The organism is Sphingomonas sp. NFR04, assembly GCF_900114095.1.
Taxonomy (GTDB): Bacteria; Pseudomonadota; Alphaproteobacteria; order Sphingomonadales; family Sphingomonadaceae; genus Sphingomonas.
This window is the reverse complement of the sequence record NZ_FORV01000004.1, coordinates 421419-437961: the sequence shown is the minus strand read 5'-3', so window position 1 is coordinate 437961 and position 16543 is coordinate 421419. Positions and strand designations below refer to the sequence as shown.

Below are 16543 nucleotides of genomic sequence, written 5' to 3'. Positions count from 1 at the left end.
CGCGATGGCGCTGTTCTTCACCGCCGATACGCATTTCGGCGACCACCGGACGATCAACATCCATCGTCGGCCCTTCGCGACGGTCGCGGCGATGGACGAGGCACTGGTGGCCGGGTGGAACGCGGTGGTAGGTCCGGGCGATACGGTGTGGCACCTGGGGGACGTCGCGCGCCGTCCTGCCGATGTGCCCGGGCTGCTTGCCCGCCTGCACGGCGTCAAGCATCTGCTCCGCGGCAACAACGATCCGCCCGCAACGGGCGAAGCCGCGGGATGGTCGAGCGTGGGCGACTATGCCGAGCTGGAGGTGGACGGACGGTCGCTTGTGCTCTGCCATTATCCGTTCCGAAGCTGGAACGGGCAACATCGTCGCGCCATCAACCTGCACGGGCACAGCCATGGCAAGCTCAAGCCGATACTGCGCCAGTTCGACGTCGGCGTGGATGCGCACGGCTTCCGGCCAGTCTCGCTGGCGCAGCTGCTTTCGGACGACTAGCCCGTGCTCAATAGTTGAGGCTCCACCCGATCAGGTGCGCTACCGCCGCGACCCAGAGGATGCCGAGCAGCGCCAGCGCCACCAGCGCAGCACGCACGCGCATGCCCCAGCCAAAGGGTTGGCGGAACATCTCGACGAGGTTCCACACGCCGACGCCGGCAGCGGCGACCGGCACGATCGCGGCGATCTGGAGCAGGCGGATCGGCGTGTCGAGGGTGGCATTATAGGCGTCGACATGCTGGCCGAGGATCGGCGCGAGGATCGCATACCAGCCTGCCAGATAGGCCAGATCGGCGATCGCGCCGACCCGCACCAGCAGGCGTGCCGATGCCGCACGGCCCGTCGCGGCCGGTGGTGCACCGAAGCGCCGGCGGATCCACCATCCGACGGGCCACATCAGCACCGCCAATACCAGCACCAGCAGCGACAGGCCGAGGATCGACTGGAAGACGGTGGAATTGCGGGAGAAGGGCACCGCCTGCAGCACGCCCACCGGGTTCTGACTGTCGACGATCGCGCGGCGCCCGCCGAGTTCGGTCACGCGCAGCAGGCGGTTGCCATCGACCTCGCGCCAAAGGCCCTTCGCGACTTCCCGGAAGCGTTTGCCCTCGATCGACGACACGCCGATCGTGCCGTCCGGGTTGGCGGTCACCTGATCCTGCTGCAGCAGATAGAACAGGCTGATGAACCCCGTCTCGACCCGGCGCGTGCTCTCATAATGCCCGGCCAGCGCCTGCGCATCCTGCGCGGCGCTTGCGATCGCCGGCTGCATCGGCACGGGCGACGCGGGGAAATAGCGGTCCATGAACAGGTCGAACAGCCGTTCGCGCACGCCGTACACGGCGTCGTTCTCGCCGCGACTGCTGAAGCTGACGAAGATGCCGACCTTCTTTTCCGGCAACAGGTTCAGATCGGTGTGAAACACGATCGTGTCGCCGCCATGCCCGATCACCGGCGTGCCGTTGCGCGTCATCCAGAAGAAGCCGTGCGCCATGGTGTCGAACCCCGGCACCGGCGGCGTCGAGGGTTGGTGCAGCAAGGCGGTGGTCGCGGGTTTCAGGATGGTCGCGCCGCCATAGCTGCCGCCACCCAGCTGCATCAGCATGAAGCGCGCCATGTCGTCGGCGGTGGTCGCCACGCTGCCCGCAGGTGCCGTTCCCACCAGCTCATAGGGCTGCGCCGGCCCGTCACTCGTCGCATAGCCCTTGGCGGCCAAGGGCGCGAGCTGCGGCGGCAGCGGCTGCGCGAAGCTCGTGTGCGCCATGCCCAGCGGCCCGGTGATATGACGGGCGACATAGGCCTCGAACGGCTCGCCCGAGACGCGCTGGACGATATAGCCGGCCAGGGCCACGCCATAGTTGGAATAGGCCGGCGCCTCGCCGGGGGCGAACAGGAAGGGGCGCGTATTCTCCTTCAGATAGCGCTCGGTGGTCTTGAGCAGCTTGGGATCGCTCGCGAGCAAGTCCTTCAGCCCCTCTTCGAAGCCGCCGCGATGCTGCATCAGGTCGTTGATCGTCACCGGCCGCCCCGGCGGAGTGATGCGGAAATCGAGATAGCGGTTCACATCGGCGTTGAGGTCGATCCTGCCCGCCTCGACCAGCTGCATCACCGCGGTCCAGGTGAGCAGCTTCGAAGTCGACCCGATGCGCATCAGCGAACGCCGCGGATCCATCGGCGTCTTCGCCGCGACATCCGCATAGCCATAGCCCTTCTCGAACAGCACCGCGCCGTCCTTGACGATCGCGACCTGCGCACCGGCGATCTTTCCGGCCTTGAGCGCCGCGGGCATGTAGCCGTCGAGCCAGGCCCCGACGTCCGCCTCGGTGAGCTGCGGCGTCGGCGCCGGCACCGTCGGTGCGGGTGCCGCATGCGCTGCGGGCGCCGCGGGCGGCGCGACCGGCGGCGGCGTCACCTGCGTGGCTGCGACGAGAAGCGTCGCGAGCAGCGCTATCAGGGGCTTCTTCATCCTCATCCTCTCGGTTCGCCTGGCGCGGGTTGCGGGATCATGTGTTCGGCTGCGCCGCGCCGCAGCAGCGTCGCGACCAGCAAGGGCACGACGTAGACCAGGATCAGCAGCGCCGCGAGCAGGCGGTACCCGCCCGCGATCAGGCCGACGAGACCAACCCGCTCGGCCAGCAACATGCACGGCGCCAGCAACGCCAGCGCCAGCAGCGCCCGCGCCCCGGGCGACAGACCGGCACGGCCGCGTACCCGCGCGATCCGCTCGTTCACCGCATGCACCGCACCGGTCCCGCTTTCGAGCAGCGCGGCGAAGATCATCAGCTGGAAGCCGAGGTGGAAAAGCGGGTGGCCGAGCCGGACGAGCATATGGTCCGACGGGAGCACCGCACCGGCGATCTCCGGCAGGAACGCGGTCATGCAGACGAAGAACAGCAGGGCCGGCAGCATCGCGAGCGGCCCGGCGATCGCGCCCGCGATCACCGCGTCGCGGCCGGAGCGGAAATGCCGCGTGACCGGCAGGACAATCACCGCGCCGACGATGTTGTAGCCCGCATAGGTGACGCCGCCGAGCGCCCAGCCGGCGGCGGGGCCATCCGCCGCCGCGAAGGCCGCCTCGATGCGGTCTCCGATGGTCGTCAGCGCAAGCACCAGGAACAGCGCATAGGTGGCATAGAGCAGTACCGAGACCCAGAGGAACACGCGTTCCACGCTGGCATTGCCCCAGGCAACGCAGGCGACGATTCCGATCAGCAGCGCCAGCGTGCCAACTAGGGGCTGCACGCCGAGGACCGCCGCACCGATCGCCCCCGCCGCCGCCCCGAAGACCGCGAGAACGACGACGATGAACAGCGCATAGGCCGCCTCGAACGCCACCCATCCGCGCCCGAGCAAGGCCTGGAAGAAGGTGCGATAGTCGCGCGCGCCGATCGCATGGGCGAGGCGGAAGGTCGCCGCGGCGACGACGCTCCAGATCAGGGTCGCCAGCAGCATCGCCAGCACCCCGCCCCAGGGTCCGGCGGGCAGGAAGAATTCGGCGAGCTCGCGCCCTGTCGCATAGCCGCCGCCGATCACCACGGCCTTGAACGCCAGTCCCGGCAGCACGAACCGCCGAAGGCGGTCGGCAGCAATGGCGTTCAGGCCGCGCATGCATCGAGCAGGCGCTGGAACGCCGCGCCGCCGCGGATCGGATCGGCGGCGGGGAGCCCCAGCCGCTGGGACGTCCGCGCGATCTCCTCCGCCGCCTCGTCCGCGCCCATCCCCGCCGTGTTGAGGCTGATGCCCGCGCACCGGATCGCCGGATTGGTCAGCTGCCCCAAGGCGATCGTCTGCGCGATCACCGCCTCGATCGGCGGCACGGCATAGCCGGGCGTTCCGAGGATCTGCGAACGCCCCGGCTGATGGCAGACGACGAACAGATCGGGCTGGCTGCCGTGCAGCAACGCCAGCGACACCGCTGCATAGGCGGGATGGAACAGCGAGCCCTGGCCTTCGATCACATCCAGATGCTGCGCGGGCGCATTCGGACTCAACAGCTCCGCCGCGCCGGTGGCGAAATCCGCAACCACTGCGTCAATGGCGATGCCTTCCCCCGCGATCATGATGCCGGTCTGCCCGCTCGCCCGGAAGCGCGCGTCCATGCCCCGTGCCTGCAAGCCGCGCGCGATCGCCAGCGCCGTGTATTTCTTGCCGAGCGCACAATCGGTGCCCACGGTCAGCAGCCGGCGCCCGGTCCGCTTGGCGCCGCTGGCGATCGGCAGGCCCGCCGGCGGCACGCGCACGTCGATCAGCCGAACCCCCGCCCGCGCCGCTGCCTCGCGGAGCGGCGCGATCTCCGCCAGCCGGGTATGGAGCCCCGCGACGATATCCAGGCCCGCCGCCACCGCGTCGAGCAGCGCCGGCAGCCAGGACTCCGGGACGACGCCGCCCTGGTTGGCCACGCCGATCACCAGCGACCGCGCGCCTGCGGCCGCCGCCTGGGCGGGGGACATCCGCGGCAGGCCGGTGCTGACCGTCGCGGCGGGCAAAGCATGTTCCGCCAGGCACTTGTCGCCCGCCCAGTCGCGCAGCCCCAGCGCCGTCTTGGCGAAACCGGGCTCCACGGCATCGCCGAGGAACAGCAGATAAGGCGCTTCCAGCACATGCACTGCGGGCGCGGCCGGCCATATTGCCGCGCTGGTCGCAACCGCCATGTTCAAAAGCCCAGGCCGAGCGTCGCGCCGAAGGTGCGCGGCTGGATCGGGCTGACCTCGATGCCGCCATTGGGCCGCGTCCGATACGTGCCCGCGGCGACCAGGCCGCGCGAATCGCCGAGGTTGCGGGCGTAGATCGAAAGGTCGAAGCGGCCCAGTGCGACGCCCGCGCGCAGGCTGGCAGTGCTGTAGCCGTCGAACGTCAGCCGCCGGCCATAGGCGTCGCGATAGGCCACATCGAAATTGCCGGGCCGGTCGCTGACCATCGAGAGATCCGCGCCGACATAGGGTTTCGCATCGCCCCAGTCCCAGCGATATTCCGCCGAGACATTGGCGTTCCAGCGCGGCGCGAACGGCAGCTGGTCGCCGTCGAGCCCGCCATTGGCGGTATCCCCGCGCAGCCGCGAGTGATTATAGGCGGCCGTCGCGGTCACGGTGAAGCCGCGGATCGGCCGCAGCGTCGCGGTCGCCTCGAAGCCGTGCACCCGTGCACCGCGACCATTGGCGTCGGCGGTGATCGGGCCGGCGTCCGACTGGAAGGTGGCAATGATCAGCGTCTTGTCCCAATCGAGATAATAGGCCGAGAGATCGATGCCGAAGCTGCGGTCCGCTGTCTCCGCGCGGATGCCCGCCTCATAGCTCATCAGCGTGTCGGCATCGGTCTTGGTCGGGTAATCGGCCGGCGCGCCGGGCGGCACGACATTGGGCCCGCCCGGACGATAGCCCTTGGCGACGCGCGCATAGAGTTCGCTGTGCGGCGCGAACTCGAACCGCGGCGCGGCGGACCAGGTGAACACGCCTTCGGAGGAGGTAACGCGGCTCTCCGATCGGCCGCCGAACAGGATGCCGTCGAGCAATTGCGTCGTGCGCTGGTCGTTATGGCTGTAGCGACCACCGAGGGTGAGATCGAACCGGTCGCCGAAATGCACCGTCGCGCTGCCGAACCCGGCATATTCCTTGTAGACCGAATCCAGCTGCGCGAGCGCGAGATCGGAAAAGCCAGGGATTGCCGGTACCGGCGTAACGGCCCTGCCCGTTGCATTGTCGTAGGGGAAATAGCGCTGGTAGAGCTGCCCGGGCTCGCGCGTGAAATAGCCGCCGACGAGCCAATCCACCCGCCCCGTGCCATTGGATGCGAGCCGCACTTCCTGGGTGAATTTCTTCTGCGTCGACTGATTGGGATAATAGATCCCATAGGCATCCGGCGACAGGCCGAACACCCCCGCCGACGCAAGCTGGGCGAGCGTCAGGCCGTCGCCCACGTCGTTGTACGAGACGTCGCTCCGGTCGGTTGCCACCTGGCGGCTGTAGCTCGTCACCGACGTGAGCGTCGCGACGCCGAAGTCGTAGGCGAGCGTGCCGGTGTAGAGGCGATAGCGGACGCGGTTCCGGTCCGGGAACAGCTGGTAGCGCACCTCGCCGCCGCCGGTGGGCGCGCCGGTGAACGGGTCGGCGGTGATGGGCTTGAGCGTCGCCGGGTCCGCGTCGAAGGCGTTGCGCCCCTCGACGTCGATATTCTGCAGCACCGCGGTCAGCCGCAGCGACAGGCGATCCGTCGGCTGGACGAGCAGCGATGCGCGGCCGCCATAGCTGTCGGCCCGGTTGATGTTGTCGTCCCGCAGGCCGATCGCGTCGATATAGCCGCCGGTCCGGCGATAGAAGCCGCTCGCGCGCAACGCGATCTTGTCGCCGAGCGGCACGTTGAGCACGGCGTTGCCCGAATAGCCGATATCGCCGCCCTTCACCGTCTCGACGCCCGCCTGCCCGCGCGCCTGCCATTCGCCCAGCTTCGGCGCGACGGTGACATATTTCACGACACCGCCCAGCGAGTTCGCGCCGTACAGCGTGCCCTGCGGCCCGCGCAGCACCTCCAGCCGCTCGATGTCGAAGGTGTCGAAGTCGCCGGCGAGCGTTGCGCCATTGGTCTGGCTGGTGCTCGAACCGAAGGGCGTGTCGTCCAGATAGACGGCAACCGTCGGGCTGGCGCCGCCTGCGTTGATGCCGCGCAGCACGACGCGGGTCTCTCCGGGATTGCCGGATTCGAACGACAGCCCGGGCACGAGCGCGGCATAATCGGCGATGCTGCGCGCCTGGCGCTGCTCCAGCGCCTCGCCGCCCAGCACCGACATGGATTGCGGCACCTGCGACAGCGTCTGCTCGCGCTTCTGCGCCGTGACGATGATCTCGTCGGCAGCGCCCGCGCCGTCCTGCCGCGCTTCGGGAAGCGACTGCGCTGCAGCCGCGCCGGCCGTGAGAAGCGCCACGACACTGCTGGCCGTTGCGGTCCGACGGATGCTCCTCATGGCAGCTCTCCCTATGTAATTTGCTGATTAGGATGCTAGTGTCCTGATCAGAGAATAGTCAACCTACTTCTGCCAAGTTTTTGTAGCGACAACCTTGTGCGATGCGGGATCGATCATCGCGAGCAGCAGGGCCGCCAACGCGGCGAGGGCTGCCAGCACCACGAAAAACGCACCATGGCCGAGCTGCGTCCACAGCGTCCCTACCAGCCCCGCGGCAAGGCTGCCGCCAAAGGTCGCGAGGTACCAGGCCGCGACGGTGGTCGCGCCCAGTCCTGCCGGTGCCAGGCGGGCGAACAGGCCCAGCCCGGTCGGCAGGATGTGCAGCTCGCCAAAGGTCAGCAGCGCGAAGAAGAGGGCGAGCCATAGCCAATGCGCCCGTCCTCCCGTTGCCGCCAGCGCGGCCAGCATCAGAAAGGCAGCCGCGACCAGCAATGCGCCCACCGCCATCCGCCGCACCGGACGATCGACACCGCCCCGCTCCGCCCGGCGGCGCCAGAGCACCAGCAGAAACGGCGTCATCGCCATCACGAACAGCGGGTTGAGCGACTGGAACCAGGTCATCGGGATCACCGCGCCGCCAGCATGGCGATCGACGCCGGTATCGGCCCAGAGCGCTACCGTGTTGCCCGCCTGTTCATAGGCGGCGCGAAACACCGTTACGCACAGCGCCACCGCGACCAGCAGCAGCACCACGTCACGCGGGAAGCGGCCGCGGGGCTGCGGTGTCTCGGTCCGCAGCTTGGGCACCGGCGTCGGCAGATAGCGCTGGCCCCAAAGATAGATGCCGAGCCCGACCACCATGCCCACGCCCGCCGCGCCGAAGCCGTAATGCCAGCCCAGCCACTCGCCGAGCGTCCCGCAGATCAGGGGCGCGAGGAACCCGCCGATGTTCACGCCGAGATAATAGACGTTATAGGCCCAGCCCACCCGGGGGTCGCCGGGCGCGTAGAGATCGTCGATCTGGCTCGGCAGGCTCGGCAGGAACAGGCCGTTGCCCAGCGCAATGGTGACCAGTGCGGCATAGAAGAGCGGCTCGAACGCCATCATGAAATGGCCGAGCGCCATGATCGACCCGCCTAGCAGGATCGCACGCCGCTTGCCGAGCAGGCGATCCGCGATCACCCCGCCCAGGATCGGCGTGAAATAGGCGCAGGCGGTATAGGCGCCATAGATCAGCGAGGCTTGGCCCTGCGAGAAGAGCAGCTGCTTGGTCATGTAATAAACCAGCAGCGCGCGCATGCCGTAATAGGAGAATTGCTCCCACATGTTGGTCAGGAACAGGACCGTCAGGCCGCGCGGCTGGCCGAACCAGCTGGAGCCGGCGGCGGCGTCCGAGCTCATCCGCCCCAGACCTCGGTGCCGGCGTACAGCATGCCGTCTTCGTAGCGAACGCTCGGGGTACGATCCTCGGCAAGGAAGATCGGGCCATCCAGATCGACCAGATCGGCGATCTGGCCCAGCAGGAACCCCGGTGCGGTGGCGAGGCTGGAGGCGATCATCGTGCCGACCATCACGCCAAGGCCCAGCCGCCGCGCCTCCGCGGCAATCAGCAGCCCCTCGGTAAGGCCGCCGCACTTGTCGAGCTTGATATTGACCACGTCGAACCGGCCCCTGGCCCCGGCAATGTCGGCCAGGGTCAACACGCTCTCGTCGCCGGCGAGCGGGATGGCGGAGCGATAGCCGTCGAGGTCCGCCTCCGCGCCACGCGCGAGCGGCTGTTCGAGCAGCGCGACGCCGTGCGGCACCAGCCCGGCCACCAGCGCATCGAGTGCGTCGCGGGCGAAGCCTTGGTTGCCGTCGACGCCGAGCCAGACGTCGGGCCGCGCCGCCCGGATGGCAGCGACCCGCGCCAGGTCGAGCGGCAGGTCGCCGGTCAGCTTGACCTTGATCGACCGTGCCTGGGCATAGGCACGGGCGGTATCCGCCATGGCGTCGGGGCTATCGGCGCTGACGGTGAAGGTCGTGACGATCGGCCTGGGCGGCGCGTCCAGCCCGGCAAGTCGCCAGATCGGCTGCCCGGTCCGCTGTGCCTCGAGTTCCCACAGCGCCGCGTCCACCGCGTTGCGGGCGCCCCCGGCGGGCATCAGTGCGCGCAGGGCCTGCCGGGTCGGGTCCGCCTCGATCACCGCGCTTGCCGCCTCGATATCGGCCAGCATGCGGGGCACGTCGTCGCCGAGATAATAGGCCCCCGCCCCCTCGCCGCGTCCGCGATGCGTGCCGTCGTCCAATGTGACGACCAGCACCTCGGCCACGTCGAAGACATAGCCGGCAATGCGAAACGGTCTGGCGAGCCGCAGCGAGACCGTCTCGGTGGTGAGTCGGAGCATCAGTAGTGCACCGTGATCGCGAGGAGGTGGAAGGCCAAGGCCATCCACAGCAGCACCAGCGTCGAGAGCAGCACCAGCACCGCCCAGAGCTTGCGTGTCCAGGGTCGCCGGTCGCGGATCGCCAGCCAGGCGTTCCAGCCGCTGATGCCGACGGCGCCGACGAAGACGACGGCACTGGCGACTTCCGCCAGCACCAGCACCGCGTCGCCCGGCGCGACATCGCCGAACAGGACTGAGATCAGCCAGAACCAGCCGCCGAGCATCAGCAGATCGGCCAGCGCCATGATCCGGGTGGCGCGCGCTGCCCGGAGCGACCACCCGCCAAGCATCGACGCAGCCTGATAGCGGCGGCGGATCCACCAGCCGACGGGCCAAACCAGCACCGTCAGCAGCAGGATGGCGATACTGGCATAGATGGCCGGCACCAGCCACGCGGCGGAGCGATAGGCGGGAACCCGGTCCCACACCATGAAGGGCGAGACCAGGTCGAAGCTCCAGCGGACCGGCTTGCCATCGACGAGCTGCGCCGCCAGCCGATCATGCCCCGCGACGTCGCGCCACACATAGGGGGCGATCTCCACCCAGGTGATCGGGACACCGTTCGCGCCCTTCACCGAGGGAATGACCAGCCGGCCTGCGCCGTCGACAGTTACCTCGGCCTGGCCGAACAGGTTGAGGATATCGACGAAGTTGGTGAAGGAGCCGCGGCTGACCTGCCATTGCCCCGCCATCGCGTGCGCATGCTGCGCGGCCGTCGCCGCATCGACCCGGCCGTCGCGCGTCGTGTTGGGGAAATAGCGGTCGGCGAAATCCTGGAACAGCTGCCCGCGGATCACGTGCGCAGCGCCGTCGCGCCCGGCGGAGTTGAACGACACGTACAGCCCCGTCCGCTCCGCCAGGAAAAGGTGCAGCGAGGTGTGCATCTGGTTGGTGTCGCCGAGATGCGCGATGACCTTGCGACCATTGATGTCGGTATCGAAAAAGCCGAGCTCCATCCGGTTGAGCGGCGGGATCAGCGCGCGCGGATCGACCTTGCCTACCGGGCTGGCATGCATCAGCGCGGCGGTCTCCGGCCGCAGGATGCCGCGGCCATTCTCCAGGTGCGCGATCATGAACTTGGCCATGTCCAGCCCCGAGGCGGAAAGCGCGCCCGCCGGGGCAGGCACGACGATCTCGAACGGCTTGGCCGCCGCCGAAGCGAGCGGATAGCCCTCGGACGCCAGCGACCGCAGCGGCGCCGGCAGCGGCTGGCGGAAGCTCGCCGTGCGCATGTCTAGCGGGCGGAAGATGCGCTGCTCGACATAGTCGTCGAAGGCCATGCCGGAGACGCGCTCCACGATGTAGGCGGCAAGGGTCGTCGCCCAGTTCGAATAGGCCGGCGTGGTGCCGGGGGCATAGACCCGGGCCGGCACGTGCCGCTTCAGATAGGCGCCGATCGGCTCCACATCGGCCGGGTCGTAGGTGATCAGCTTCTTGTTCGCTTCCTCGAAGCCGGCGGTGTGCGTCATGATCTGGCGCATGGTGATCGGCTTGCCGCGATAGGCGGGGATGCGGAAATCGAGATAGCGGTTCACGTCCGCGTCGAGGTCGATCCTGCCGGCTTCCACCTGCTGCATCACGGCGGTCCAGGTGATGAGCTTCGAGACCGAGCCGGGGCGGAACAGCGTTCGGGCCGGATCCACCGGGCGGCGCTTTGCAATATCCGCATAGCCATAGCCGCGCGCGGCGATCACCTGCCCGTCCCGCACCACCGTTACCACCGCACCGGCGATGTCGCCGCTGTGCAGGGCATAGGGCATATAGCCGTCGAGCCAGGCGGTGACGTCCTCCCCGCGCAGCGGATGCGCGCCCTCGACGGGAGGTGGTGCGACCTGCCCCGCGGCGCTCGGCACCGTCGGCGGCGCCGCGGGCTTGGGTTGCTGCGCCGCCACCGCCAGGCCGATCGTCGCTGCCGCGAGCGCGCCCAGCAATCTCAAACTGCGAACAACCGTCCCCATTGCCGAGACCCCTCCGGTTCGATACTGTGTTTCAGCATCCTGATCAGGACAGTTTTATCCTGATTAGGACAATCGTCAACGGGCTATGGAGATTGCCGCCTTGCCGACATCAACCGCGACGCTGGGGACGCTTCTGAAGGGGCTTCGCGCGCGCGAGGGCTGGACGCTCAAGGAGATGAGCGCGAGGTCGGGGATTCCCGTCTCGACCTTGTCGAAGATCGAGCATGACCGCCTCACCCTCACCTACGACAAGCTCCAGGCGCTGGCGCAGCGGCTGGGCATGCGGATGACCGACCTGTTCGCCGAGAGCCAGGACGAGACCTCGTCGGTGCAGCCGGTCACGGCACGCCGCAGCCTCGGCGATGTCGCGCATGCCGTGCGCGTCGAGACGCCGAACTATGACTACTACTATCTCTGCACCGAGTTGCGCCGGAAACGGATGATCCCCGTGGTCACCAAGATTCGCGCGCGATCGGCGGAACAGTTCGGCGAGCAGGTCCGCCATTCGGGCGAGGAGTTCCTCTACGTGCTCAGCGGGCGCGTCGAGGTGCAGACGGAATTCTACGATTCGGTGATCCTGGAGCCGGGCCAGGCCATTTATCTCGATTCGAGCATGGGCCATGCGTATCTTGCGGCGAGCGGCTGCGAAGAGGCGGAGGTGCTGGCGGTGATGTCGAGCGCGGAGGAAGAACTGATGGAATCGCTGTTGCACCTCCACCACGAGCAGCGGGAAGGCGGTTCGGAGAAACGGAGCCGGTCTACCGCCCCCGCCAGCGGCAGGGGTGTCGCGCGATGAAGGCGGCACTGCTCCTCGCGCTCGCGCTGACGGCCGCCACGCCGGCCTTCGCACAGAATGAGCCGGCGCGTGTTGCGCGCATCCTCCGCACCACGCCGCTGATCGACGGCCATAATGACTGGGCCGAAGCGCTGCGCGAGCGCCAGGGCGACGCGCGGTGGACCAGCGATCTGCGCGATCTCGCGGGCAGCAAGCCCGCTTATGATACCGACATCGTCCGGCTGCGGCGCGGCATGGTCGGCGGGCAATTCTGGTCGGTCTGGGTATCGCCCGCGCTCCCCGGCAAGGAACAGGTCGAGCAGACGCTCGAGCAGATCGATCTCGTGCGATCGCTGCCCGATCGCTATCCTGACGTCTTCGCACTGGCCCGCACTGCCGCCGACGTGCGCCGCATCCATGCCGCAGGGCGCATCGCCTGCCTGATCGGCGTGGAGGGCGGCGGCCAGATCGACGGCAGCCTGTCCGTGCTGCGCACCTACGCGGCGCTCGGCGCAGGCTATCTGACGCTGACGCACTCGCGGGCGATCGAATGGGCGGACTCCGCGACCGACGACCCCAAGCACAACGGGCTCACCGATTTCGGCCGCAAGGTGGTGCTGGAGCTCAATCGCCTCGGCATGCTCGTCGATCTGTCGCATGTCAGCGAGAAGACCATGCGCGACGCGCTGGCGGTGACGCGGGCGCCGGTGATCTTCTCGCACTCGAGCGCGCGGGCGATCGACGACCATCCGCGCAACGTATCGGACGCGGTGCTGAAGCTGGTCGCGCAAAATGGCGGCGTCGTGATGGTCAACTACGCGCCGGCCTATGTCTCCGAAGCCTATCGCCGGTGGTCGGCCGACGCGCTTGCCGAAAAGGCACGGCTCAACTCCCCGCCTTATGACGGGATCGACATCGGCCAGCCGGACAAGGCCGCGGCGGATTATGCCGCCTGGCTCGCCGGCCATCCCGCACCGACCGTGACGCTGGCGCAGGTGGCGGACCATGTCGAGCACATCGCGAAGGTGGCCGGGGTCGACCATGTCGGCCTGGGCTCCGACTTCGACGGCGTGGGTGAGACTTTGCCGCAGGGGCTCGGCGATGTGTCCACCTATCCAGCGTTGCTCGCCGAACTGATGCGCCGCGGCTGGACCGATGCGGATATCGCCAAACTGGCGGGCGGAAACGTCCTGCGCGTGATGGAGTCCGCGGAACGTGTGAAGGCCCAGATGATGCGCAGCAGTTCTTCTGACTCGGATTCGCGACCCTGATCTGCCCCGACATATCGGCGAAGTAACGCGTCGCCCACGAACAGGGTCGAATTCGGACCCTGCATCGTCAGCGAAGCGGCCGTCATCATCGATGTCATCCGGGCAACACCAATGTGCGCGCCTAGCTGCCCATCGCAAAACCGCCGGGTGTGCCGTTAGACCGCTGGGAAGCAAGCACCGGCGGGATCAGCGTCCCGCCGGTGCGTTGCCTTCCACACCCTCCAAGGTGACCTTTCCATCCGCACCGACCAGGATGGCGGCCTGCCGCACGCCCTTGGCGTCGATCAGCACCACGCCGGAAGTGCCGCCATTGTTGAGGAACAGGTAGGAGGAGGCGCCACCGGCCCGATCGAATTTCACATGCGCGCCCTTGTCGTCGATTTCGATCGCGGCGACGGGCCCGCCCGGGCTCGGGTTGGCGAGCTTCACCGAGGGGCGATCTGCGCTGTCGAGCGCGATCGCTGCGGCAGGTTTCGTGTCCCGGCCGATCAGCACGATCGCGGGCCCGTCTCCTGCCGCCGAGAGCAGGATACGCGGCGTGCCGGCGGCGTCGACCACGCGAATTTCGGAGGTGGTCACGGGCGGCGGGGGGATGTGCTGCATGGGATTCTCCTCAAGATCCGTTGCTCGCGAGCGCTGCCCCGAAGGCAGCGACCGCACCGGAAAAGCGCTCTGCACCCGCATCGAATACCCAGCGCTCAAGCGCAGCGTCGCCGGCGAGGCCTAATGACCGCAGCCGCGCATAGAGCGCTAGTGCCGCGGCAAGACCTGTGACCATCGCCGCGGGCGCGCCGCCAGTCTGGCGGGCGTCCAGACCGCTATCGAGCATGCTCGGCGCGAGCGCACCCGAGCGGACGCGCAGCGCCAGCGCGGTGGACACCGCGCACTGCACCGCCGGTGCGAGCGCCCGCGCCGTCCACCCTGTCGGGGAGCCCTGCCCGAGGATCAGCAGCGCGCGTGCCGCCACCGCAGGCGGGGGTTGGTCGAGCAACAGCGTTGCGCCGGCCTCGGCCGAGAAGAGTCCCGCCGCGCGCAGCTGTACCAGCGCGCCACCCAAGGCCTGGTCGAGATGTGCGAGGCCGCCGACCGGAACGTCTCGGCCCAGTTCTTTCGTGAACATGCAGGCGCAGGACAGGTCGACCTGCGCGGCGCTGCCATCCCAGGCGGCGACCTCGATGGCGACGCCGTGCAGCGTGCCGACGATTTGGCGCTCGGTCACGGGTGGATCATGTCGCGGGCATAATCGAGGCCTATGCCGTATCCTCCGCCATGCTCGACGACGATGCCCCGCGCCGCCTCATAGGTTTCGTGCCGCGTCCAGTCGCGCTGGAGCTCGAGCAGCAGCTGGAGCCACGAGGTCGGCACGGCGCCGGCCTGGACCATGCGCTGGATCGCAGCTGCATGGCTGTCCGGCGTCAGGCCGCCACAGGCATCGGTGACCACGCGCACCGCAAACCCATCGGCAAGTGCGGAGAGCACCGGGAAGCTCACGCACGCCTCGGTCAGCAGGCCGGCCACGATCAGGGTGCGGCGGCCGGTGGCGACCACGGCGGTGCGCGCCGCCTCGTCTTCCCACAGGTTCATGTTCCGCCGTTCGACCGGCACCACGTCCGCCAGCACGGCGCGGAGCGGCGGCATCAGCGGCCCGCTATAGACCTTGGTGGCTGAGGTGCTGACGATTACCGGCACGTCGAACGCCTTCGCCGTCTGCGCCAGTGCGACGAGGTTTCCGCGCACGGTCTGCCGATCGGCGGAGCCGGTGGCGAAGGCGAGGCCCGCCTGCGCGTCGACGATCAACACGGCGCAATCCTGTGGCGTGAGTAGGCTGGTGGCGGTCATCGGCAATCTCCATGGCAAGGCGCATGTTGCTAGCCGGGAACCGTCCGCCCGTTCTTGTCGATTCAGCCGCCTTTTTGGCCGCATGGCGCTCCCTAGCCGATCAGCACCTTGCGCAGCGCCTGGCGAGCGGATCGGGCACGCACGCTTCGCCGATACTTTCGCAACTGTAAGGCGATACCACCTGCTGCCTGATGGAGGACCAGAACCGTCTGCAGCCGTCGGAACACAGGCGTGATGCGCCGTCCCCGGCATAGCTGCGATTGGCCTGTTCGCATTGCCGGGAGCCACGGGACGCTGTCGTACGACCATTGCCAGGCTATCTTTTCCGTTGCCCGTTCCGATATTTACAGCGTCGCGGAAGCTTCAGGATTCGCGCCAGCTTGCCGCGCCCGAAGGCAGATGGGCATGATTTCACGATCGACTACAAAAATCGATTGTTTTAATGTTTTTCGGATACCAATTTATGGATAGCTTAGATCAATTCGCCCCCGTCGGGAGGTGGGCGGGATTGATCGGCTCGCAGCGCCGGGAATTACAGCGGGGATGCACCCGGGTCGGAGGTGTCATGTGGTTGATGCTCGATGATGCTTGATAGCGCGCTTCCCGCCCACCGCCCGCATGACGGGGCAGGGATCAGGGCCGGGACGGGCTGCGGCATATGACCGCTGCCGTCTCGCACGCCCTGCTGACGATCGCGGCCGATTTCGGCGCAGCCAGCGACGTCGATCAACTTTGCGCGCGATTCAGCGCCGCCGTTGCCAGCGTTGGAAACTTCCATTTCGCCTTGGGGCGCTTCGGGCCCAACATGCTACGCGGCGAAGAAGTGATCTTCGTCCACTATCCCGAAGCCTGGCAGCGCCATTATCACGCCAACGACTATATCAAGATCGATCCCACCATCAACGCGATCTCGCATCGCGACATACCCTATAGCTGGGCGGAACTTGGCAGCCTCGACGCCGCCCAGCGCCGATTGCTGGACGAGGCGCGTGCCTTCGGCGTCGTGGCGGGATTCACCGTGCCGATCCACATGACCGACGGGACGACCTTCGTGGCGAGCTTTGGCGCGGACAATGTCGATGCGCTGAACCGTGCCCGTCCCTTCCTGAGCATGATTTCGGCGCAATTCCTCGAACGCTACAAGGCGCTTGCCGCCACGCCCAAATCGCCCATCCGCCTGACCCCGCGCGAACGCGATTGCATGACCTGGACCGCGCGCGGCAAGAGTGCCTGGGAGATCGGCATCCTGCTCGGCATCAGCGAGAATACGGTGAATTTCCACGTCAAGAATGCCTGCGCGAAGCTCGGCAGCAATGGCCGCATGCTGGCCGTGGTCAGCGCCATCATGCTGGGCGTCATTTCCCCCTGACCCGGCCGGCGCTCCTTG

Annotated in this window: 14 protein-coding genes; 4 read left to right on the top strand and 10 right to left on the bottom strand. The window is 68.1% G+C overall.

From position 1 onward, the window contains the following. Positions 1–4 precede the first annotated feature (4 nt). A complete protein-coding gene (locus tag BM009_RS14455) occupies positions 5–493 on the top strand; it encodes a metallophosphoesterase family protein (RefSeq protein WP_093297224.1) in 489 nt (162 codons plus the stop codon). 7 nt (positions 494–500) lie between these two features. Here the strand turns inward: BM009_RS14455 and BM009_RS14450 are convergent, their stop codons facing one another. The 7 genes from BM009_RS14450 to BM009_RS14420 form a co-directional block, all read right to left on the bottom strand. Continuing rightward, the gene (locus BM009_RS14450) at positions 501–2459 is read right to left on the bottom strand and encodes a serine hydrolase domain-containing protein (protein ID WP_139216626.1); all 1959 of its coding nucleotides are present in this window, start codon (positions 2457–2459) and stop codon (positions 501–503) included. A gap of 2 nt (positions 2460–2461) precedes the next feature. Continuing rightward, positions 2462–3601, bottom strand: coding sequence for a hypothetical protein (locus tag BM009_RS14445; protein WP_093297221.1), 1140 nt, complete (start codon positions 3599–3601; stop codon positions 2462–2464). After that, the gene (locus tag BM009_RS14440; protein WP_093297219.1) at positions 3589–4644 is read right to left on the bottom strand and encodes an N-acetyltransferase DgcN family protein; all 1056 of its coding nucleotides are present in this window, start codon (positions 4642–4644) and stop codon (positions 3589–3591) included. The genes BM009_RS14445 and BM009_RS14440 overlap by 13 nt, the downstream gene beginning before the upstream one ends. Before the next feature lie 2 nt (positions 4645–4646). After that, entirely contained in the window at positions 4647–6947 is a 2301-nt protein-coding gene (locus BM009_RS14435; protein WP_093297218.1) for a TonB-dependent receptor, read from the bottom strand. Between the two features lie 63 nt (positions 6948–7010). After that, positions 7011–8288, bottom strand: a complete 1278-nt coding sequence (locus BM009_RS14430) for a peptide MFS transporter (protein WP_093297216.1) — start codon at positions 8286–8288, stop codon at positions 7011–7013. Beyond that, on the bottom strand, positions 8285–9274 hold the full coding sequence (locus tag BM009_RS14425) for a dipeptide epimerase (protein WP_093297214.1): 990 nt from the start codon (positions 9272–9274) through the stop codon (positions 8285–8287). The genes BM009_RS14430 and BM009_RS14425 overlap by 4 nt, the downstream gene beginning before the upstream one ends. Beyond that, on the bottom strand, positions 9274–11271 hold the full coding sequence (locus BM009_RS14420; RefSeq protein WP_093297213.1) for a serine hydrolase domain-containing protein: 1998 nt from the start codon (positions 11269–11271) through the stop codon (positions 9274–9276). The genes BM009_RS14425 and BM009_RS14420 overlap by 1 nt, the downstream gene beginning before the upstream one ends. Positions 11272–11371: 100 nt before the next feature. Here BM009_RS14420 and BM009_RS14415 point away from each other — a divergent pair, with 100 nt between their 5' ends. Both BM009_RS14415 and BM009_RS14410 read left to right on the top strand, forming a co-directional pair. Then, a complete protein-coding gene (locus tag BM009_RS14415; protein ID WP_254772293.1) occupies positions 11372–12067 on the top strand; it encodes a helix-turn-helix domain-containing protein in 696 nt (231 codons plus the stop codon). Further along, positions 12064–13317 carry a dipeptidase gene (locus tag BM009_RS14410; RefSeq protein ID WP_093297210.1) on the top strand — a complete coding sequence of 418 codons (1254 nt, stop codon included), beginning with the start codon at positions 12064–12066 and terminating at the stop codon, positions 13315–13317. The genes BM009_RS14415 and BM009_RS14410 overlap by 4 nt, the downstream gene beginning before the upstream one ends. A 186-nt stretch (positions 13318–13503) precedes the next feature. On the opposite strand, the gene BM009_RS14405 is transcribed toward BM009_RS14410, so the two are convergent. The 3 genes from BM009_RS14405 to BM009_RS14395 are packed head-to-tail and all read right to left on the bottom strand — an operon-like array spanning position 13504 to position 15156. Further along, positions 13504–13920 (bottom strand): hypothetical protein, encoded by a 417-nt coding sequence (locus BM009_RS14405; protein ID WP_093297208.1) that lies wholly within the window; start codon positions 13918–13920, stop codon positions 13504–13506. 10 nt (positions 13921–13930) lie between these two features. Further along, entirely contained in the window at positions 13931–14536 is a 606-nt protein-coding gene (locus tag BM009_RS14400; protein WP_093297207.1) for a M17 family peptidase N-terminal domain-containing protein, read from the bottom strand. Then, positions 14533–15156: a hydrolase gene (locus tag BM009_RS14395; protein ID WP_093297205.1), complete on the bottom strand. Its 624-nt coding sequence runs from the start codon at positions 15154–15156 to the stop codon at positions 14533–14535. The genes BM009_RS14400 and BM009_RS14395 overlap by 4 nt, the downstream gene beginning before the upstream one ends. Positions 15157–15814: 658 nt before the next feature. Between BM009_RS14395 and BM009_RS14390 the strand changes: the two genes are divergently transcribed. After that, positions 15815–16525 carry a helix-turn-helix transcriptional regulator gene (locus BM009_RS14390; protein ID WP_093297204.1) on the top strand — a complete coding sequence of 237 codons (711 nt, stop codon included), beginning with the start codon at positions 15815–15817 and terminating at the stop codon, positions 16523–16525. Positions 16526–16543 lie beyond the last annotated feature (18 nt).